This is a genomic window from Cohnella soli (assembly GCF_042655525.1).
Taxonomy (GTDB): Bacteria; Bacillota; Bacilli; order Paenibacillales; family Paenibacillaceae; genus Cohnella; species Cohnella soli.
Genome location: NZ_JBHSMI010000028.1, coordinates 417,670 through 438,314, shown reverse-complemented (window position 1 = coordinate 438,314; position 20,645 = coordinate 417,670). Strand labels below are relative to the sequence as shown.

Sequence of the window (20,645 nt, the reverse complement as noted above, 5' to 3'; positions counted from 1 at the left end):
CAACAACTTTCCTAATCATTCGCCAAAGTGGTAATCGATTCCTGCCATGTATATTCCTAATCGGTATCAGGTACAGCAGGGTATAGATCCCTCTCTGCTTCATCGTCATCCGGGATGTTGAACAACGTGCCTGCAAGATGTACACCATCCTTTATACCCTGCAAATACAGATACTCGTTCTCCAAGGCATGTTTATGGTGATGCCTATCCTCCCATTCCGAAAACTCGGGCAACCTCACAATATCCATATTAGAAAACAGCTTTTGAAACGCTTTGTCTTCTTCTTCACGCAATTTACGAATTTCAGGATGACGAACTATGCGGGCTGCGACACAATCCATTCTCTCCTGTATGGCTCTTTGAAACCAGGGCGGGAATCCCATTGTCTGATCTCCCTTCTCATATTCTATTAGTGGGTCATTGCTCATGAATTTCTAATGTTACCCCTGGTTCCTTACTGCGGATTTATGACGATAAAATCGAATAAGCAACTCATCCACCTTCCGACTCAGAGCCTGTACGGCTTCATTCTCTCCAAGAGCAATTCCCTGCTCCAACGATTGATGACCAAGCTCATTCAGCTTCTGCTTCTCTTCCTCGTATTTACGTAGCAGTTCTTTCATCAGTTGGCCCCGCTTCCCTTCCCGAGCTCTTCTGATTGTGCCTGATGCATTCATACATTTTTTTAATGCATATATCGGTTTATTTCATTTTAATGCGATTATCGCATTAAATCAACAACATCCTCACATACTATTTATATAAAATGTGAGGTGACAAGAAATGAAGCACCGAAAGGAGCCGCCAGGCGATAAAAACATTATTGGCACTCGGATTGTCGCACTTCGAAAAGCAAAAAGAATGAAACAAAAGGAATTTCTCGCCAGACTCCAAACATTCGGTTTGGATATCAGTCCCACCAGCCTGTCCAGACTCGAAGGTCAATATCGGCTTGTACAGGATTATGAAGTCGTTGCAATTGCCAAAGCACTAGACGTCTCCGTAGGTGAACTGTTAGGTGAAATATAGAAATGATTTCCGGGAAGTCGCGGAATTCTGCTGCGGCAAGCTAAAAAGGGCAGCCATTTTTGAAAATTGAGATCTGTCTTTCTTGTACGGGCACTTACTTTTATTGTACGTTCCTTCTCCGAGAGCGACAGTCGAATTGGTCAAAGCCCCGGCTGTCGAAAAGTGATGGAGTTCTCAGAATGGATCGGATAGTAACGCAATAACCATCTTCGCCTCGTCACCCCCCCTTCAACATATAACTAGCCTATGAAGGATTTTTAATGTTTATGTAGAATCTTGTAAGTTTATGGGGGATGTAAATCACTTCCGCGCCAATGGCATTTTCCAACTCAAAGGCTATTGATAAAACTAATTTCATTTTCATGCTTGGAAGGGTTCGGGGTTTAAGGAGGTTTCAAGTTGCCTTTAATAAATGCAGAAGAGAAAAAAGTATTTAATTTATACTCGAATAATGAAAATGCAAAAGAACGAGAATTAACAAAAAAAATCGCTTGTAAACGAATAGGTCTTGCATTGTCAGGTGGAGGTTATAGAGCCTCTTTTTTTCATTTAGGCGTATTGGCGAATCTAGCTGAGAAAAACATTTTAAAAGATATATCCATAATTTCGACTGTTTCTGGCGGTTCTATTATTGGTGGGCTTTATTTCATCAAATTAAGAAGTAAACTGCTAGAAAAGAAACAACTTACTCATAAAGATTACGTAGATATCATAAAGGAACTTGAAGAAGATTTTACAATAGGGGTATCAAAAAAAATAAGAGAAAAACTATTTCTCCATCCTGTTAATGAACTCCGAGCTGTTTTTCAACAAAGAGAAAAATTATTGGCTCGGTTATATGAAAAATACTTTTACAAATTAAAGTATACAATGTCAGAACTTCAAGTAAGTGGCCTTCCTAAGTTAATCATCAATGCTACACTTCTTGAAAATGGGGGGCCTTGGTATTTTTCTCAGTACGATATGGGACAGTATGAATCCGAAATTATACACGATTCAAAAGGCACACTCTCATATGACAGCAACCATATTTACTTAAGAGATGCAGTTGCAGCCTCTTCTGCGGTTCCAGGTTTGTTCAACTATGTGAAGTTTTTCTCCCACACTTCAGACAAATTTCTATCACGACGGCGACATTCGTTACGCGTTTGAATAATAGCAAGCATAGCGACTCTCTTGACGTACGATGAAGGATCAGGAGAGGCAGAGTTTGTCATTATTGAAAGTGAGGTTATCTGTTAATGAACAGGGAAGAAGCTCAGCTTGTTTTCAAGTGATTGACACCAACTCTGGGCGCCGTAGTCTGAACTTGATGACGAATTTGGAGTTCTCCAGGGGAAGCAATTTACCGGCGACCAGATGGCGGCAGCAATGGTTGACCGCATTGCCTAACAAGGACAACTGATTGTATTCGATGTCAGCGCTCACGTAATTTGTCGGTGGAGAAATCACCATCAATTACGTGAGCGTTTGTGCGTCAGGCCTGTCACGAATAGGAGCGTTCTAACGCCAATCATCCCCGTTGCAACAAAACGGCAGGTTACCCTGCCGTCCCTCGTTACCGTTCCATGTCTGTCAGTACGCGGCCAATGTGCATATCTTCTACAACTTCCGCTTCTTTTCCTTCCGCCTCAAAACGATTCAGGCCGGCGTATGGATCATGTTTGGATATTTTTTTCTGAATACAATAGGAAATTTTGCTTCAGGTGTTTCTGCTGAAAAATTGTTATTTGCGCCAATCACTGTACTGATGACACTTTTAGCAATCAGAATAGCCATCGGATTGATTACTTGAACTGCGTAGAAAATTTTTAAAACAAAAAAACGGCATCACAGCCGTCAATTCATTAGGTTTAGTGGAGATTAGGGGGATCGAACCGCTGGCCTCTTCGCTGCCAGTGAAGCGCTCTCCCACGTGAGGCGAGTTCACTACCGAAAACATCTTAATTCAACTCGATAATTGCATGAGCGATCAAATAACAATTATTTTATTTACAATAACTGGTTTTTTTATTTTAATTATAAATATGTTACTATGTGGCGTTGTAGCCTAAGGAGAAGTTAGCATGAAATTTACACAACAATCCCCAGAAACTTGGCGAGATCTCCAAGATCAAATCTCAAAATATTTAAATGAGGCTGGTTATCAAGCCATTACTCCATATGAAATTGATACAGCGAGAGGAAAAGTTGAAGTCGATGTCTTTATCGAGGCCCCAAATGAATTAGTTAAACGCATAGTTTGTGAGTGCAAACATTGGAAAACTCGCGTCACTAAAGAGAAAATTCATGCATTTAGAACAGTCGTTCATGATAGTGGTGCTGAATTAGGTATTATTATTTCAAAAAATGGTTACCAATCCGGAGCTATTGAGGCAGCTAGATATTCAAACATCCGTCTTGAAACTTGGAGTAGTTTTTTGGATATTATTAAGGACAGATGGATTGATAACCGATTAGCCAAAATAAAAAAAATGACAGCACGACTTATGAGTTTTACTGATGGTTACACATATGAAAGTGAAAAGCTAACAGACGACGAGTTTAAACTCTATAAAAGAATATGTCACAGCATATCTTTCTTTATTAGTCAATCTATAATGGTATCTAAATCTGAGTTATCAAAAGATGTCGTAATAATTAACGATATACAAATATCTGAGCTTTATTGTGACATAGAACAATACTTAAATGTTATAAACCAAGAACTTTATATGGCACTTGATGTTTTAGAAGAATTAAGTATAAAACCACAGAAAACAGAGAAATACGAACGAACACTGAGAATATATTTGTAAAATAATCACTCTTAAAGATAAGTCCAATTATTCATGTGTCTTCAGCAAAATATCAACTTAAATCAATTTCCTCGCAGCAAGCTATGGGGGATTATGCCAGCAGAGATTAGGTTATCGGACAAATCATTCGGCGTATTAAAGAGGTTCTATTGTTATGTTCTCCCATCATACCTTTCAAACTCTTTTTTAAAGAGCCACGGTCTTGCAATGTATCCCGATTCAAATGTAGATATCCACTCTATAAAATCATTCATTCTTAATTCATTTTTTATTTTTTTATGTCCAACTCCCTTTTTTACAAATTCCTCAGATAGCTCAACAGGCATTTGTGGAGCTTCCTCTCCAAAATACCAAAATAACGTGGAAATAAGAACTTTTTTACCTTTGGTGTCTCTCTCCAAGTTCATCAGATTTACTTGACCATTCGGAAGACTATGATGCGAATCAATTTGAAAGAACTTCTGCTCTTGTTGGTCAAACCGATAAATATTATCACCGTATTTTTGCTTCTTGCTGCCGTTCATAATCGGTTTTTTGTACTGAAATCTTTGATCATTCCAATATTCTTCAAAACCTAAGATTTCTGTTACTTGCATGGCATAAAGTAATTTATTTCCCATTTTTACTTTCTGGTTATTGGAACCTGTTCCAATAACCCAATCACCCACCGAAGCATTCTTTCTTATCTCCGGTTTACAAGTAGCTAACGTACAATACCCTCCAAATGGATTCGGAGCAAAACCATAGTCCCTCGTAAGAACATACGAATATAGCGTTCCTTTGTTATTTAACATGTTACCCGTCCTGTCCCATCTACTGGACGGTTATTTCCTGTGCTGTCATGCCAAATATTTTCCCCCTCAATGGCAGATATTAATTGATCAGAATCCCATTCAACACAAGCATCACCGTAATCTTCAAAACTCTCCGGTAAATCGGCATCAGTAGCCCCTGGCAAAAAGACCCCTACAATTCGTTTATCATTTCTATTTGCGTAGTCAATTTCCCAGTTTACCCAATCACGTTCATGTGTTTGAGGACCAATCAGAACAATAACCGTTCCTGCCCAATCCATTTTTGCTCTGAGTAACGACTTGATGTACTCTGTATTTTTAGCATTGTTAGGTTCGGTTTCTACAACGGAACTATCCCTGACAGTATAGCCTTTGCTTTCTATCAAACCTTTTACCTTTGGTATGTGTTTTTCATCCCCTCCATAGTGTGAGATAAATACATTAATGCTCTTCTGTTTCATGGTGTACATCTCCTCGATTTTCACTATTTTGTACTTCCCAATTTCTCCACAAATGCTTATAGAGATGGTTTTCGCAATTTTCGATTAAATGACCCTTTAGACTATCATATCCGGCTCTTTTTGCGGCATAGGCTGCGAGAATAAGCATAATATTATCATATGCCTTTTTCCCTGATTTCAAAAAAGCTTTCTCCAATATTGTGTTCTCATCATTTTTTCCACTTGACAAGATCATCATATTTTCATAAATCCATTCCAGAATTTTTGAACAAGTTTCTTTGTCTGCCATTAAATTATCAGAATTTGGGGGACTGCTTATCTGGGAAGAAGACAATCTCCCAGAATCTCGTAGATATAAGTGTAAGCTGTCACTAAAATGAGTGTAGGTGCCGAGACCGACGTTTAACCATCCTGCCATGATTTCTTGTAGCATTGTGAATTGCACAAAATTATAAGGAACGCCTAAAAAGATGTCATTGCTTCGTAAAATTTGAGTCCATTCAAGACTCGAATTTCTTATCTTGAGCATTGAACAAATATTGCACGGTATATCTGATGAAACCGGAACTCCAAATTGATTAGGTTGATCATCCTCAGGATTCCAGATCATGATCACAGCTTGTCTGGATTGACTATTATGAGACAATGTGTTGTAAGCATCTATAAACTGATCCCTTCCGAATCTTTTTCTAATCCTGTATCCGTACGCTCCATGATACGTTTCTCCAGTTCCTGAATATCTCTGTAGCGGCGGATTCCAGAAGTTGATAACTGCAGCGTCATTACTAGAAGCCATAATCCATACTACCTCTGCAAGAGCAAAAGCAATACTTATCGGAGGAAGCCGATGTGTTACCCACCTTTCACGTGGATTCGAAATTGAAAAAACTGCATGCAGTAGCTCATAAGTATCACCAGTACGACCAGCAACAAGAGTGGAGCTATTATTATTTAGCTCAGCATGAGCTTGATTCCAGACATCATTTGCAGTCTCGCCAGAAAAATAATTGTTCATGGCATCCCCTTCATAATTCTCTCATTTATATTCCATTTAGGAGGATAGAAGAGTTCGATCCCTCCTTTGGGTATGAACAATTGCTTGATTCGTTTTCGATTCCCATCACCATATAAAGGAAAAGCTACCCTCGAATATTTATCTATCTCACAAAAAAGATTTTGACAATCTATAAGTTGCAATGGTCTTCCCCATAATGTTTTAAAATGTAATTGGAGCCTTTCAAATTCTTGATCTTGTGAATACTGCATATACTTTATTAAGTCTTCATTTGAAAAACCGCTGGCATTATGGAAGCATTTTTCGATTCCGTTGACTGCCCCGGGACCTGCAACAACAAAAGAATTTTCGTCGAAGTTGCATAGTTCACTATAATTTATATCAATACAATACTGAAAACCTAAAAATTTGCCGATTGTCGGGTAGGACAATAAATCATTATACAGATCGTCCATTTTTTTAAAGCTTTGAATTTTTTGAGGCAGTTGGTCAGAAATCATTTTCTCAAGTAGCTTCAAATTATTTTGATGTTTACGAGTATAGCCAAATGAACTTTGACCTGACGGCATAATATATGCTGCAGAATAAATAGCTTCCTTGTTATTTAGTATCTGATTTAGTGCTTTGTCGTACATTTCAAAATTGTAGTTCTTATACGAAATATCCCCAAACTCCTTTTTCAAATAGATCCACGTCTCAATTTTATTAAATAACTTAAACAACATTATCCTAAAAAACATATCGACTACTGAGTAGGTTTCGCCATTATAGATGACCTCCTTTATTAAATACTGGCTCACTCTATCAGACGCACGATATGCATTTGTAAATTTATATTTCTGCAATATAGGGTCTCTTGTCCATTCTGATGTAACTTCGTAATATCGATTAAAAAAAACATTTTGTCTCTCAACAGCAAACCTCCAATATGCATCATAAATAGGTGTTTTTTTGATTTCAGGACGTTTGATATGAATTGTTAAATTTTTGCCCCTAACCTTTTTTACTAATTTCGAATTTCGATTCGATGATTCTCTATCTTTTAGATTTGCCATGATAGTGTCACAAACGGTTTTTACTGCCTGTTCAAGCGTATCGTTATTGTTTACAGTAGTAACAGAATCGTTATTTTTTAGAAAGAGGCGGTCATATATTGACAGTACTTTATTTAAGTAATCCTCCCTGAAACCATGATCCTTATGAACATAAAAGTAATGAATCGCTTGGATTTTGTTTGTAATATTTATTTCAGGTGTGACTATTTCTTTTATTTTACTTTTAAGAATACCATTAGCAATACCATATGCGTAAGTTGACCACCAGAATCTGTCCAATAAAACGATCTTTCCTTCGGCAAGATCCGGTATAATATTTTTGTTTAGGGTGTCAATGTGGGCAGCAACATGCAACATCTGCAGGCTCAAAGGATCAGGTGGTTCAGAAAAATAACTCTCTTGATTATGGTGCAAGTTATATACAAGCGCTCCTAGTGTTCCAGCAGTTTTTCCAGGGTAGCTGTAGGCAGAACAAGACATTCCTAATTCTCTTAATGCCAACTCTACTTCCCTAATAATTGTCGTTTTACCGACCCCATCTACTCCTTCAAACACAAATAACATTCCACTCTGAGGAGCATACATTTCAACACCACCCTAACTCCTGTTCTTATTAACTCAGCGCATTTATCGGATCATCATTCATTTATGCCTTAATCACAAACCCGACTATACTTTGCCATTATTTAAAGACAAATTTTGAAGACCTCTAAAGACAAGATACAGGGCTTCATCAATGAATGGAGTACTAAAAAGTTCTAAATTATCTTCTTCTGTCAAACCGTTGTTTAAATTTAGATTTACTAAGGAGCCCGCAATTTTATCATAATCAATGATATCTGGGTTCCTTTCACAATAGAGATCAAGCAATTCTTTGTATCCTGCATTGTTTTCAACTTGCCAATCTTTTGTAAGCTCATTTGGTATTGATTGGCTTCGAATTGCTTGACAAACACTCGCTGTAACACCACCGAAACCACCCAATAGATAAATTGGTCGATTCATCTGATGCGTAAGTAGAATTTCTTCAAGTACCCCGGGTAAGACCCCTTTATATCCCGTAAGTCTGCCTCCAGCACAAATCCTAACATCACACTTTTCAGCTAGTATTTTGCGCATTTCCGTTAGATTCCGACTCCAAACATATAAGTTCTGCGAATTTGAAGGAGGCAAGAAAGAATCAATGCTAGGAATAAATTTAAGAACATCATCTGCTGGATCCAACTCAATCATCCTGGCGATTGAAATATAATTTGCTTTCCAATCTTTCACTTTCTCAGTGTCAGCTTTATATATAGGCCAAGCTAAGTAATTATTTAGTTGGATTTCGCTTGTCAACGCTCTCGTCTGGTAGGCAAGAGATTCGTTAAAAATAAATTCTGTAAACCCATTTTCACGAAGATCGCCTCCGTAATTAAGCTCCGCTCCACGAGAAATTAAGTGTCTGGCCACATCCTGTGAGAGTTGGACCAAATGAGCTGATGTTTGTCCAATTTCAGTAACATCTTCAATAGATAGATCTGATATTGAGATTCCGATATTTTTATTTGATAAAAAACAGAAACTCAATGTCAACGGTGTTTTACACTCAATTCCAAGCCTGCTTAAGAAATTGATTTCTTCTGAGTAAACAGGAGGCTCAGGATAAACTAATTGTTTATATTTGCTTATTATTTCTCCACTTTCATTAACAGAAAGTATTTTCTCTAAGTCAGATACTTCTGGAGGGCGTGATAGAATCTCAGCTCCATCCTCAATGAACCCAGCCAATTTATATTCCTTCAATAGCAGATTGGCATAAAAATAACGTACTGTTTCCAAAAGGGTAGCACTTAATATTCTTAATAAATCTCGTTGAGTTGGCTCTGCATCAAGGTTAATATGAACTCCTGGTATATTGGTTGCAAAAGGAAACCTGCGATCTTCAAAGTCTTCCTGAGAGTCAACAGCAATTATGGGCCTGTCGTTATCTTTAGCGCTAATGATTTCTCTTTGACACCAATATCTAGATGAATAGGAGTCAGTATGAATTGCAACAATCGTTGATTGTTGGATGTGTCGAATAATCTCTTGATCAAACCTGTACCCAGGCGCTATATCTGTGGCATCAAAAAAGTTCCTCATAGAGCTATTATCAATGAAGCTTTTCAATGCCTTTGCCAAAAGGACTCCATTTTCTCCATCCTTCGTGTGGCTTAAAAATAGTTTTAAAGCATTATTCTTTCCATTAGCCATTTTTTGAAATTTTCCGTTTAATGAAAACCGATATATTTCATGAGTAATTGCGATAAAGAACAATTCATTTAAATAATTGGGATCAAACTCATACGCTCTAATAAAATTTTGGTATTCAAACACAGTATGCTTAAACGCCAATGTATCGAGTGCAATGGGGATCAGTGTTAAATTAGTTTGTTGAGACATATTTTTTATGTAAGGTACCCATGAGGCATCGACAACTAAATCTCTACTAACAAAAACAAATACTAAGTTTTTTTGAGAAAGCCCCTCGACATCTTTCGGGACACCATTATGCGTATTAGTTCTGCAGTAAATAGGAAGGTTCATTGACCTTGAAAAAGGTTTATTTACATCTCGAGACAATAAAGCAAAACAATAATCAAATACAGGTTTAACTTTATCAGAATCTGATGGATACCAAACAAAGTAAATAGAAAGGGGAGAAATAAATTTAGCCATTAACACCCCTCCTTAATGAGTTGTGCTACATACGTTGCACTTTGCGTTATACCCCATCATATCTTGTGCATTTTTTATTAAATGTTTTCTTGCTGTCCTTGCTCTAAACGCATCCTCTATCCATTCACCTAACTGCTCAGCCGAATTCGGATATACCCAATAACGAGCATAACAATTTTCATGTCCTGATGACCAATTCGCTTTAAGTCTAGGCGGAAGATGAGCCGATTTCCCTTGACTTGGCAATATGATTCCCATTAATCCATTGGGTGTGTACTCCCCTTGCCTTAATGAAGTTTTTATTTCCCAATCAACATAACGACGGCTATGAGTGCAACTGCCTATCAGCACAATAGTTACAGTTGTATCTTGCAGATAATTTCTCCGGATCTGTGTCATTACATATTCTGTGTTGCGGCTCTGTATAAATTCATCATTATTATTTGCGCCAAGAACATATGGTATAAAAACTTTTTCTCTATTTGAGAACTTGTCAATAAACTCATCCACTTCTCGGCGGTCATCTCTAAAATGTGAAATAAACACTTTTCGTCTTGTACCTTGATAAGCCATGTTAATCTTGCCCCCTAATCAATTGGTACTCTTACCTTGGATTTTTCCCCAGAAAAATGTGTACTACGTAGCTCTCTCCCACTTCACTGTATTAACTTCAAATGTATTTTCGACTGTAGACTTAAAAAATAGATTAACTCTTGCAAATCCATCGCAGATCTCTTGATACCTATAATAATATTTTTGCACTTCAGATATTGGTGTAATATGAAAATATATGACTTCACTTTCATTAATCGTAGCAACAGCGTTTGTGTCAGCAACTCTCTTATACCAACGTCTATAATTATTTTGATGGGTAGTAAGAAACTCATTAAGCACCTGAATAACCTCGTTTGTAACTCTATATAATTCCTGTTGTTCACCTCTATTACTCCATCTACCGCGCTTTTTCTCATTGTCTAAGATCTTCATCTCTTCGCGGAAGAATTCATATGTTTTATAGTATGAAGTTAAAGTTTCATCAAAGTTATCAAGTTCAAAGTCAATTTTAAATAACGATCGTTTGGTATCGAGAAATGATCGAACAGCTCTTTTATAGAGTTTAGCCGGGTTATCAAACAGTAGATTAAATCCTCCTAAACTAAGTTTCTCGATTTTAAATGCCCACTTATTTGTCATTAACAATAGAAAGAAAACCATTAATATTAGCAACGGAAGTACGCCAAAAAAGTATGTCGATATTATTTTTATATTCTGAAAAAAACGGTTAGTATTTAGCACGCTAAGATCGTATTGCGAACATAGAAATAAAATCACAGAAATTATTATTAAGATCCCCCAAAACAAAGGATTATAATTTTTCATTTTTCTCCCGCCCATTAGTTCATTTATCCTTATACTGCATACATATTTTATCTTTTACATACACATTCAAGGACTTTGGAACCATTTTCCATACCACAATATTACAATGCTTGTCGATGATATGCAAATCTTTAGAATCTCTCTTATGCTTGACTACCTCTACCTTCGCTGCTCTTTGGGATCATTTTTATAGCTACGTTACAGCAGCATTAAAACTTACATGCTCTTTTTTATTGAAATCGACAGATAGTTGTTGTGATACATATGTATGGCCCTTTGAGGGATGTCTTCATACCACTCATCGGACCAAATTCATTCAGCTAACGCTTCAATATCATTGTTCCTTCTAGCAATTATCGTGACTACTTATGGATCGCAATCTTCTGCTCCATTCTATATTCATGACCGCCTCGCTCAAACATTGTCTCCGATTTGTTCTCCCCCTTACCTCTAACTCCATCCAGAAACTGACCAAAATGCAATCGGACGGATATCTCCATTCTGTCACGGAAAACCTGTACTTTGCTGATCAGGGAATGGACCATCATTTTCTTTCGTTCAAATGGCGCCGTTTCAAATATTTCTCTCCCTGCCGGCACATGCTTCTTTACCAAGAACAGATCGTTCATTTCATTTTGCCTGGAAGTAACTTCCCCTTCGAGGTTCGATAATTTCGTTGCCAGTTCTCTGAGGTCCGTTTCTTTTAGCGTAATCAATGAACTAAGAAGTTCGGGTCATAATCGCTCTTACCCATCAACGATTTGACGACTTCGGCGTATAGTGCGTTCAGCTCAGCCACCACAGCATCTTTTTCCTTCGTTAAACTCTTAAATCGTTGCTCATCTTCTTTGAGCGATTGCCTGATTAGCTCGTTGACCTCTTTGGAGATATCCATATCGTTAAATCGATCCAGGTAGTTGTAGACTTCCTTCCAGATGGTGCCGGGGTGAAAGGGAGGGGGGGCAAGGACATAAAAAATCTCGCCCCGACTTCCGTTCCTCGCCAGAAAAGCATGACAGCTATGTAATTCAGGAATTGTTTCAGGTTCCCTACAACGACGGTAGTAGGAAAACAGTTTTTTTGACGGAGTCTTGCCCCGAAAAGCTCAACGTTCTCCCGGCTACCAACATCATTGAGCCATATTTAAATAGGCCAACCAGCCACCTAGTTGACCTGGCAAATACGAAACACGAATTTGCATTTTTGGTGGACCTCAGCGGGATCAAACGCTGACCTCTTCGCTGCCAGTGTGGTATGCGCGATATCCTCCATTGCTCTCCTCAGGTTATTCTCTATCCTCATTCAATCCCCATCCATTCTGTACTAGACGTTTCGACATCTTCTTTAATTTTCTTTAAATAACAAAAAGTGAAATGGATACTAACTCCAACATGCTGGAAAATCAGCAATTCCTTGACATTACGGTTCTTATAAAATTGATTGATAGTCTCGACATTCACTGTAGAAATAACGCCCCATGATGGTATACAACAAAAAACAGCTTAACATCTTTCATGTTAGCTGCGTCCTAGATGTCAGTTAGTATTTGAATTCTTCCTTCTCTCTTCAAATCGCATTTACATTTTCCACCTATCACAAAACCTTTACCGCATTCTCCTTAATCTGATTAACGGCAGCTACAATTTGTTTCTGCTTCGAGCCGTCAAACAGCTTGATAAAGCTTTGAGGCTTATCAAATGGTGGCCTGGTTAGTTCGGATACGTTATCGATATAGCCGTTCTGCACGATATAATCGATAACCTTTTTGACAAATACAATTTGCATTTGACTTAGCGACTCGTCGTTAATGAATTCCGAGAACGCGTCGATCGCAGCTTCATATTCCAGTTTTGCAACTTTACGCACCAACAGGCCGAAAGGCGTATCTTGGAATTCACGTTTATAATCCTCTGCCGTTCCAAGCTCCCCTGTAAAAATGTTTTCCAAACTCTCATAGTCCAGAGCCGTCAGCGGAATGTTATTACGCAGCTTATGAATTGCAAGCGCGTCCCGATTCTGTTCGATATAACGGTTTACCTTCAGCTTGTAATTCTCGAAGTCATATGCCTGGTACATCTCTTTGCCCTCATGGACTGTGAGAATTTCATCAGCCAGATTGGTATATATCGGGCTTTTTCCACCAGTATCAACAATAAACTTCACCAGATTGTGCAACTCTACACGCACTTTCTCAAATTGCAACAGACTAGCGCTCTTCCAAAATTCATCCGTTCCGATAATGTGTATAAGCGGCAACTTTTCCTTGATCTGCGGAATCGTAGTACGCCTCAACAGATTGTCAGCAATTTCAGTCAGTTGCATCTTGCCTTTTTTGAATTGCGGCGTTTCTTCGATCTGGGCGATCATCAATCCATACATGAAATTATCAAAGCGCTTCGCATATTCATCCGAATCATCCATAAAGACAATAGGTGCAAGGTATGTGATCAGATGGTGTTTATCCTGTTCCGTTAGACACACATAAGCATCCGCAGACTTATACCTCTCGATATATTGCAACTGCATCTTCACCGATACCAGTTCCGTATTCAGCGCATTAATCTGATTCACTACCGTTGCGATCAGTTCTATACGAATCGCTTGATACATCTCGTCCGTAAAGTCAGCCTGTTGCAAGTAATGAACCAACCGAATCCGCTTCGCGAAAATAGCTTCGGATAAACTCTGTGTTTCATTGCCTTGTAACCCCTCCTGATGTTGTCGGAAGAACTCGAAGTTGCCAAGATAATCGAAGATTACAAAACGAGTCTTATCCTCACCCTCCCCGAACAAGTTCTTGCATAGCCTCGTCCCACGTCCGATCATCTGCCAGAATTTTGTCTTCGAACGAATACGCTTGAAGAATACAAGGTTAACAATCTCCGGCACATCAATCCCGGTATCAAGCATGTCCACGGAGACCGCAATGTGAGGCTCCTTACTCGCCACTTTAAGGTCATCAATGATGCTCTGGGCATAGTTGTCATTGGAAATAATACGTTTGGCAAAGCTCCCCTTCAATTGCGGATACAGCTTATCGAAACGTTCAACGATGTATTGCGCGTGATTTTTATTTTGGGCAAAAATGATCGACTTCCCCAGCCTATCGCCGCCCGCTACCTTCAAACCCTTCGTCATTAAATCTTCCAGCACATGATCAACCGTAGATTGATTGAAGATAAATTCATTGACCGCAGGTGAAGGGATAAAGTCCGGCATGTCGCCATCCTCATCGGTAAAATCCTCTTCATATCGTGCCTTATCAGCCGCGGATAGATCATCGTATGTAATTCCCCGCTCCAGAAATTTCAGCGTAGTCTCGATATTATGGTAAGGAACCAACACCCGGTCAACCTCGACCGCCGTTTCATAGGGATACGCATAAGTCGGTACGCCGCTTTCCATCTCAAAAAAATCATATGTATTACGGTCAACCTCCGTCTTCGGAGTAGCCGTCAACCCTACAATGAGACTATCAAAATACTCAAAAATCGCCCGATATTTCTTAAAAATACTTCTATGCGCCTCATCTACAATGATGAGGTCGAAGTGGGCAGGTGTAAACAGACGTTTCCCGTCATCGCCCTTGGCATGATCAATAGCTCCCAGCATTGTTGGGTATGTGGAAAAGACAATGCGAGCCGCCTTATCGTCTTTATTACTTAGCAGGTTGCACAGAGACATATGGGGCAGGTAGTTTTTGAAGTCATCCTTAGCCTGTTTAACTAGAGCCTTCCGATCCGCCAAAAATAAGATGTTCGTGACATACCCGCCGCGCGATAAAACATCGGTCAAGCTGGATGCCGTTCTCGTCTTCCCTGTTCCTGTGGCCATGACGAGCAATGAGCGTCTATGTCCTGTTGTCACACTTTTGCAGACTGCCCGAATCGCTTCCTTCTGGTAATAGCGATCTGTTATATTATCATCAATGATGATTTCATCCAGCGCTTTGCGTTCATCGCGGCGGTTCATCAGCTTTTCCAAATCGGCCTTGGAGAACATGCCACTTACTTTCCGCTGCGGCGAGGTTTTGTCATCCCATAGATTCGTCTCAAAACCGTTGGTCGTAAACATCATGGGACGTCTACCAGTCATTTTCTCCAAGCAATCTGCATACAGCTTCGCCTGCTGCGTGCCAATCTTCGGATCTTTGGACGTACGCTTCGCTTCGATAACGGCAAGGGGCAAGCCGTCTTTGCCGTATAGCACGTAGTCAGCATAGCCCTTCTCTTCGTTATTAGGCATACCGTATAGCTCAATTTCTTCGCGCACATCGTCGCCGAATGTCCAGCCAAGCAGCTTCAGGTCCACATCGATATATTTCTTCCGAGTTTGAAATTCTGACGGATCCGCTGGTTTGAACTCTCGTTCTTCCTTATGCTGAGCCTTATCAGCTGTAAGCCGATCACTCATAGCCGCAATCTTGGCACGTAGCGCCTCAATTTCGGAATCCTTTTGCTCGATCAGGCTATCTTTCTCTTTGATCTTGGCTTCGTCAAGCACGACTTTCTCGGCAGGTATATTCGCTTCTGCAAATTGGCGTTCTTCGTAATTGGCTCCGTAGCAATAATCCAGCCACTGGATGAACTCGAACAAAGCCGACAAAGACAACACAGCGTCGCTTCGGCTTACGGCTTGATTTGTATGTACTGCAAGGTTCCCCAGCTTGATAATGAACTGCAGCTTGCCCCAGGTTTGGTTCTCCATTGCAAATTTAAAGGAAGGCTCGTGAACTAATGCCTGCAAATTATCTTTATAGGGCATCGTTATCGTATTGTCCGCAGCATAAACCCATTTCACTGCCAACTCGAGGGCTTTACGGCTACCAGCTGCCGTCATTGCGGGCGAGGTGGCGAGCACCCGCTCCGCTTCGATGGCGGCACTCGCAAACATGGCATATTCCGCCTGCCCCTGTAAAAATTCAAAGTTTGCAGACATTAGCATTCACCTCTCGATTCAAAAAGTTTAGTAATTCCGCTAATCAAAATACTCGCTCATCAAGCTGTCAAACATATACTGCATCTCGTCGATCGCCTTCTTGACGAGAGCCTTTTGCTCTTCGATTTTGGTGACGATTTCGGCGAATTGGTTTTGTAGTTGGATCGGGGGGACAATTACATCTAAATCGCTTAGAATTCTTAAGTTTATATTTTTTTGTGCAGACTCTGGTGCTTGTGACTCTATTATTTTCTGAAAAAAGCCAAACCACACAAATACAAATATATTATTTGTTAATTTATTTGCAGTAAATCCTACTACACTATCTGGAAAACAAGCATCAAACCCCATTAGAGCCGTCTTGGCTATATTAGCTGCTATGGTTATGCATAAAGTTCCAGCAGGCCACTTTCTACTTTGTTTTAATCCCAAATCCGAATAAGTTTGTTTAAAATCCCTTATTATAAAGTCAGCATTTGCGACATCACCTGTTTGAATCAGTGGATGAACGCCGCCTAAGAGCGCCGGATCGTTTCTAGGTCTATGTTTTGAAACCCCTCTATTCACATCACCTAATTGTGAAAGTTTCATCACAACCCATTTTTTTTCATTTTCAACAGGATCACCAAACATATCATAAAAAGTCGATTTGATAAGGTTATCCAGCTCTGCAAGCTGCTGTTTGCGTATGGCAAGCAGTTCTACGGCAGTGTCCAACGTTTTGGCAATTTGTTTTTGATTTTCGAGATTGGGAAAAGGTATTTCTAGATCTCCAATATTTTTTAAGGAAAGATTTAATTGTGCCACTCCTTGTTTTTGCATCTGAAATTGTTTGTATACTTTGTTTGATTTCAAAGCAAATTGTATAAATTTCGGGCATGATTGTTTTTTCTGTGATGGCCTGATAATAGCTATTGCTTGGTTAGTGTTTGCTGGTAAAATATCTTTTGTAACAATAGCGGTTCTTCCTAATGCACCAGCAATAGAAAACAAGATATCATTTTCAAACAAGATGGATCGTTTCAATTTATCATTGCATTCATCTGATATATATTGAAATTTATGCTGAAGAAAGTTCCCGTTTTCTCCAATACTTTCAACTTTCACAAAGTTTATCCCCGTGTCATTAAATGAAAAACCTAACGTCATTGGAGTAGTACCTTTGGTAATAACACTTGTAATCTCTGATAATTTCACCCTAGTCACCCAAAAGCCCCCTCAATTCTTCCATCTTGGAGGTAATATTTAGGTTCAACTGTTCAAGCCGACTTATAATCACAGCAGGAGTGTCATATTCGACCTTCTCGAATACAACTTCTTTATAGCGATTAATGGATAAATTATAATCATTGGCTTCAATTGCAGACTTCTCCACTAGGAAGCTTGGCTCAGTTGGCTTGCGGTCCGCTTCACCTTCAAGGTTATGGAAACGGATGAGAATGTCGGGAATATCATTTGCTTCCACAGCCGAACGTTTGTCATCCAGGGAGAAGCCATCGGCTTTCATATCGTAAAACCAGACCTTATCCGTACCGCCAGCGCCCGTTTTCGTAAAGATCAAAATCGCTGTGCTGACACCTGCATACGGTTTGAACACGCCGCTTGGCATGGAAATAACAGCTTGAAGCTGATGATTCTCAACCAGCTCTTTGCGCAACGATTTATGCGCCTTTGTCGAGCCAAACAATACGCCGTCCGGCACGATACAAGCACAGCGGCCGCCTTTGCGAAGAATGCGCAAGAAGAGTGCCACAAATAGAAGTTCCGTTTTCTTCGTATCACAGACGGTTCTCAGATTATCGTGAATGCTTTCGGCATCGACTGTTCCCGTGAATGGAGGATTGGCAAGCACGATATCGTAGGCGGATGCTGTATGATTTTGCTTCGAGACACTGTCCACATAATCAATTTGAGGATGAGTAATCGAATGTAGCATGAGATTCATAGCTGAAAGTCGCAGCATCGTCCGATCCGTATCAAACCCCGAGAACATCTCCCCGGCAAAATGCTCCCACTGCTCGCCTGTCATCTCAGCCTCGTAGTTTTCTCTAATATATTCTGATGCTGATACCAGAAATCCAGCCGTACCGCATGCCGGATCGCATATTTTATCATTTGGCGTAGGTGCCAGAAGACGAACCATCAAATCACGAATATGTTTGGGTGTTCTGAACTGACCATTTTGCCCCGCGGACGCCAGCTTCCCGAGCATGTACTCGTATAGATCTCCCTGCATATCCAAGTCTTTAATATCATGTTCGTACAGCTCGTCAAGACCAGTGATCATCTTCTGCAATACTTGCGGGGTTGGCACAAGAAACATGGCATCTTGCATATAACGCGAGAAGGCCGATGTATTCGCTCCATTCATATCCTTAATAAAAGGGAATACCTTGGTACCAACAATATCAAAGATGATTCGGGAATCCTTCGTCTTGAACTTGCTCCAGCGCATGGACTGGCCATTATCATCTTGAGGGAAAATCTTCGGCATCACTTCACCGCTCAATGCCTCGAAGCTCTCGTTTTCAAGCTCCTTTTCATCAAGGGAACGAATAAACATTAAGTAAGTCAACTGTTCTATAACGGTTAAGGGGTTGGTAATTCCGCCCGCCCATATGTCCGACCATATTTTATCAACTTTATTACGAATTTCTCCTGTCAGCATCCATCTTTCTCCTATCTGTATGTTCATCAAAATCGTGTCTGAAGAACTATAATTCGACAATATCATATCTGATTCCTGCCACTCTATTTCCAGTCCTAATCAGATATTTAAATGATAGTAACGCGTACTAAGAAAATGCAATCCCGAGAGTGCCGTGTCTTTTGAACTAATATGGTCATCGTAGGCAAATCTTGTTCTCCATGCTTGTTTCGCAATGGATTGCAATACACCACTGCCTCCTCTCTCGAAATATTCCAGTATTCTGCAACATACTCTTTCGACTCCCCCATTAAACTCTCAATTCATCCTTGCAGTTGTAGATCCACCTGGTTTAGAGGAGTTTTGGAGAATTATGGCGAATAAGGAGAGTGTCGATGAAAAAGGTTGCTGAACTTTATAGTAGCTGCCTTACACCAAGGAGGTTCTATGAAAAAAACTGTAATTATTCTCGCATTAATGATGTTTGTATTGATCCTCGCAGTACCGGCTTCTGCAGCTTCTATAAAATCGTACCCACTGCTCGTGGATGGTAAGAGGACGAACAATGAGACTGTACTGTCCGAGGGGATCTTCTCTTCAGGCTGGGCAAAAGTATCTGTTGCTGACCGCATCGCTCATTCAAAAGGGAAGCTGAACACGAAGAACACCCAAATCGCTTATAAAATTAACGGTAAAACAATTAATATACCCGTGAAAATTATCCAGAAGCAACCTTATGTGAATATAGGCACACTTGGAACAGCCTTAGGATACGATTCATTCATTGGTTTGGAAAATTGGCAGCTAATAAGAAAAGTAAAACCTGCTCTCAAAACGATTCAGTATGGACAAGGTACGTTCGATCCAAAGGGTTTTTATCCGGATTGGTCTACGCAAACCTATTTTTATGAACAAGGTGACTATCTATATTTCTTTTGGAATAACGATACGGGATCCTCGTTCTCGAAAACACCTGGTTACAGCAACCTTTATGTATCAATCGCCAAGAAAGGAAAATGGATTGTAACAGACAAAGTCGTCTATAACTATGAAGATAGCAACAAAACACCTGAATTTCAGTTCATGAAAAATACCGTATTTGTTCTTACCAAAGATGGAGTTCAGGCGTTAAACGTTACAGAGACTGGAGACACAAAAGTTACTGATCTAAACACGGGACCACTTGGAACCGTATTGCCAATTTACTCAGCTAATTCATATGGAATAATGGTGCAATCCGATGAGAAAACAGTCAAAGTTTATCTTGCCAATAATTACAGCAAACCAATCACGATTCAAAACGACAAAGGAATTTTGAATGAATTTATAAGCTGGGGATCTGAAAATAGATTTTACTATTTGAACGAAAAGAGCAATCTTCTCTACATTTTCGGTATGTGGGATGCGAGATTCTACGATATCATTGTCGGAGATATGATCTACGATAAAGAAGGTAAGGATAAAACGATTAATGTACAGCAGCCAGATCAGGTATATAACGGCAAGTTTGTCTCAGTAAAAGGTAACAGTTATTATGCCTATGATCTAAATTTGAATCCGACGTTTCAGGTTAACTTTGCTTTCGCAATGCATCACAAAAAGGGGCTTGGCATGAAAGAAGATTATACACTTAACGGTACGGAGGTTCATTACTGGGTCCAATCAGAATTTAAAAGACAAGTTTCGCTCGATATGGAATCCTTTAAGTTATAAGTAGTGATGGATTGTCCCAACTATCCTTTGAATAGTTGAGCTATATTTTTCGCTTACCTTTCACCGTATAAATGACGCCCATGCTGGGTGTACATAAAAGAGAACACCCCTGAAA

Annotated in this window: 17 protein-coding genes; 4 read left to right on the top strand and 13 right to left on the bottom strand. The window is 39.6% G+C overall.

Going from position 1 to position 20,645, the window contains the following annotated elements:
• Positions 1 to 56 precede the first annotated feature (56 nt).
• Entirely contained in the window at positions 57 to 383 is a 327-nt protein-coding gene (locus tag ACFPOF_RS18165; RefSeq protein WP_378135163.1) for a hypothetical protein, read from the bottom strand.
• A 57-nt stretch (positions 384 to 440) separates the two neighbouring features.
• Positions 441 to 623 carry an aspartyl-phosphate phosphatase Spo0E family protein gene (locus ACFPOF_RS18160; RefSeq protein ID WP_378135161.1) on the bottom strand — a complete coding sequence of 61 codons (183 nt, stop codon included), beginning with the start codon at positions 621 to 623 and terminating at the stop codon, positions 441 to 443.
• 160 nt (positions 624 to 783) lie between these two features.
• On the opposite strand from ACFPOF_RS18160, the gene ACFPOF_RS18155 reads away from it, so the two are divergent.
• From ACFPOF_RS18155 to ACFPOF_RS18145, 3 genes are all read left to right on the top strand, one after another.
• Positions 784 to 1,029 carry a helix-turn-helix domain-containing protein gene (locus ACFPOF_RS18155; RefSeq protein WP_378135159.1) on the top strand — a complete coding sequence of 82 codons (246 nt, stop codon included), beginning with the start codon at positions 784 to 786 and terminating at the stop codon, positions 1,027 to 1,029.
• 399 nt (positions 1,030 to 1,428) lie between these two features.
• The gene (locus ACFPOF_RS18150; protein WP_378135157.1) at positions 1,429 to 2,181 is read left to right on the top strand and encodes a patatin-like phospholipase family protein; all 753 of its coding nucleotides are present in this window, start codon (positions 1,429 to 1,431) and stop codon (positions 2,179 to 2,181) included.
• Between the two features lie 914 nt (positions 2,182 to 3,095).
• A complete protein-coding gene (locus tag ACFPOF_RS18145; protein WP_378135155.1) occupies positions 3,096 to 3,827 on the top strand; it encodes a restriction endonuclease in 732 nt (243 codons plus the stop codon).
• 152 nt (positions 3,828 to 3,979) lie between these two features.
• On the opposite strand, the gene ACFPOF_RS18140 is transcribed toward ACFPOF_RS18145, so the two are convergent.
• The 11 genes from ACFPOF_RS18140 to ACFPOF_RS18090 form a co-directional block, all read right to left on the bottom strand.
• Positions 3,980 to 4,621, bottom strand: a complete 642-nt coding sequence (locus ACFPOF_RS18140; protein WP_378135153.1) for an Nmad2 family putative nucleotide modification protein — start codon at positions 4,619 to 4,621, stop codon at positions 3,980 to 3,982.
• A complete protein-coding gene (locus ACFPOF_RS18135; protein ID WP_378135151.1) occupies positions 4,615 to 5,082 on the bottom strand; it encodes a TIR domain-containing protein in 468 nt (155 codons plus the stop codon). The genes ACFPOF_RS18140 and ACFPOF_RS18135 overlap by 7 nt, the downstream gene beginning before the upstream one ends.
• Positions 5,063 to 6,097, bottom strand: a complete 1,035-nt coding sequence (locus tag ACFPOF_RS18130) for a thymidylate synthase (RefSeq protein WP_378135149.1) — start codon at positions 6,095 to 6,097, stop codon at positions 5,063 to 5,065. Before ACFPOF_RS18130 ends, ACFPOF_RS18135 begins: the two co-directional genes overlap by 20 nt.
• Positions 6,094 to 7,737 carry a nucleotide kinase domain-containing protein gene (locus ACFPOF_RS18125; RefSeq protein ID WP_378135147.1) on the bottom strand — a complete coding sequence of 548 codons (1,644 nt, stop codon included), beginning with the start codon at positions 7,735 to 7,737 and terminating at the stop codon, positions 6,094 to 6,096. The genes ACFPOF_RS18130 and ACFPOF_RS18125 overlap by 4 nt, the downstream gene beginning before the upstream one ends.
• Before the next feature lie 84 nt (positions 7,738 to 7,821).
• The gene (locus tag ACFPOF_RS18120) at positions 7,822 to 9,852 is read right to left on the bottom strand and encodes a TIR domain-containing protein (RefSeq protein ID WP_378135145.1); all 2,031 of its coding nucleotides are present in this window, start codon (positions 9,850 to 9,852) and stop codon (positions 7,822 to 7,824) included.
• Between the two features lie 12 nt (positions 9,853 to 9,864).
• Positions 9,865 to 10,425 (bottom strand): TIR domain-containing protein, encoded by a 561-nt coding sequence (locus ACFPOF_RS18115; protein WP_378135143.1) that lies wholly within the window; start codon positions 10,423 to 10,425, stop codon positions 9,865 to 9,867.
• Positions 10,426 to 10,488: 63 nt separating this feature from the next.
• On the bottom strand, positions 10,489 to 11,247 hold the full coding sequence (locus ACFPOF_RS18110) for a hypothetical protein (protein WP_378135141.1): 759 nt from the start codon (positions 11,245 to 11,247) through the stop codon (positions 10,489 to 10,491).
• Positions 11,248 to 11,944: 697 nt separating this feature from the next.
• The gene (locus ACFPOF_RS18105; RefSeq protein WP_378135139.1) at positions 11,945 to 12,127 is read right to left on the bottom strand and encodes a hypothetical protein; all 183 of its coding nucleotides are present in this window, start codon (positions 12,125 to 12,127) and stop codon (positions 11,945 to 11,947) included.
• Between the two features lie 698 nt (positions 12,128 to 12,825).
• Entirely contained in the window at positions 12,826 to 16,170 is a 3,345-nt protein-coding gene (locus tag ACFPOF_RS18100; RefSeq protein ID WP_378135138.1) for a DEAD/DEAH box helicase family protein, read from the bottom strand.
• A 39-nt stretch (positions 16,171 to 16,209) separates the two neighbouring features.
• Positions 16,210 to 17,376, bottom strand: a complete 1,167-nt coding sequence (locus ACFPOF_RS18095) for a restriction endonuclease subunit S (protein WP_378135136.1) — start codon at positions 17,374 to 17,376, stop codon at positions 16,210 to 16,212.
• Positions 17,369 to 18,838 carry a type I restriction-modification system subunit M gene (locus ACFPOF_RS18090; RefSeq protein WP_378135134.1) on the bottom strand — a complete coding sequence of 490 codons (1,470 nt, stop codon included), beginning with the start codon at positions 18,836 to 18,838 and terminating at the stop codon, positions 17,369 to 17,371. The genes ACFPOF_RS18095 and ACFPOF_RS18090 overlap by 8 nt, the downstream gene beginning before the upstream one ends.
• Positions 18,839 to 19,264: 426 nt before the next feature.
• On the opposite strand from ACFPOF_RS18090, the gene ACFPOF_RS18085 reads away from it, so the two are divergent.
• On the top strand, positions 19,265 to 20,530 hold the full coding sequence (locus ACFPOF_RS18085; RefSeq protein ID WP_378135132.1) for a hypothetical protein: 1,266 nt from the start codon (positions 19,265 to 19,267) through the stop codon (positions 20,528 to 20,530).
• The last annotated feature ends 115 nt before the right edge of the window (positions 20,531 to 20,645 follow it).

What these genes read in the sequence shown, in the direction of transcription:
- ACFPOF_RS18165 (WP_378135163.1), bottom strand. Translation starts at nt 383, where the DNA reads ATGGGATTCCCGCCCTGGTTTCAAAGAGCCATACAGGAGAGAATGGAT.
- ACFPOF_RS18160 (WP_378135161.1), bottom strand. Translation starts at nt 623, where the DNA reads ATGAAAGAACTGCTACGTAAATACGAGGAAGAGAAGCAGAAGCTGAAT.
- ACFPOF_RS18155 (WP_378135159.1), top strand. Translation starts at nt 784, where the DNA reads ATGAAGCACCGAAAGGAGCCGCCAGGCGATAAAAACATTATTGGCACT.
- ACFPOF_RS18145 (WP_378135155.1), top strand. Translation starts at nt 3,096, where the DNA reads ATGAAATTTACACAACAATCCCCAGAAACTTGGCGAGATCTCCAAGAT.
- ACFPOF_RS18140 (WP_378135153.1), bottom strand. Translation starts at nt 4,621, where the DNA reads ATGTTAAATAACAAAGGAACGCTATATTCGTATGTTCTTACGAGGGAC.
- ACFPOF_RS18135 (WP_378135151.1), bottom strand. Translation starts at nt 5,082, where the DNA reads ATGAAACAGAAGAGCATTAATGTATTTATCTCACACTATGGAGGGGAT.
- ACFPOF_RS18130 (WP_378135149.1), bottom strand. Translation starts at nt 6,097, where the DNA reads ATGAACAATTATTTTTCTGGCGAGACTGCAAATGATGTCTGGAATCAA.
- ACFPOF_RS18125 (WP_378135147.1), bottom strand. Translation starts at nt 7,737, where the DNA reads ATGTATGCTCCTCAGAGTGGAATGTTATTTGTGTTTGAAGGAGTAGAT.
- ACFPOF_RS18120 (WP_378135145.1), bottom strand. Translation starts at nt 9,852, where the DNA reads ATGGCTAAATTTATTTCTCCCCTTTCTATTTACTTTGTTTGGTATCCA.
- ACFPOF_RS18115 (WP_378135143.1), bottom strand. Translation starts at nt 10,425, where the DNA reads ATGGCTTATCAAGGTACAAGACGAAAAGTGTTTATTTCACATTTTAGA.
- ACFPOF_RS18110 (WP_378135141.1), bottom strand. Translation starts at nt 11,247, where the DNA reads ATGGGCGGGAGAAAAATGAAAAATTATAATCCTTTGTTTTGGGGGATC.
- ACFPOF_RS18105 (WP_378135139.1), bottom strand. Translation starts at nt 12,127, where the DNA reads ATGGATATCTCCAAAGAGGTCAACGAGCTAATCAGGCAATCGCTCAAA.
- ACFPOF_RS18100 (WP_378135138.1), bottom strand. Translation starts at nt 16,170, where the DNA reads ATGTCTGCAAACTTTGAATTTTTACAGGGGCAGGCGGAATATGCCATG.
- ACFPOF_RS18090 (WP_378135134.1), bottom strand. Translation starts at nt 18,838, where the DNA reads ATGCTGACAGGAGAAATTCGTAATAAAGTTGATAAAATATGGTCGGAC.
- ACFPOF_RS18085 (WP_378135132.1), top strand. Translation starts at nt 19,265, where the DNA reads ATGAAAAAAACTGTAATTATTCTCGCATTAATGATGTTTGTATTGATC.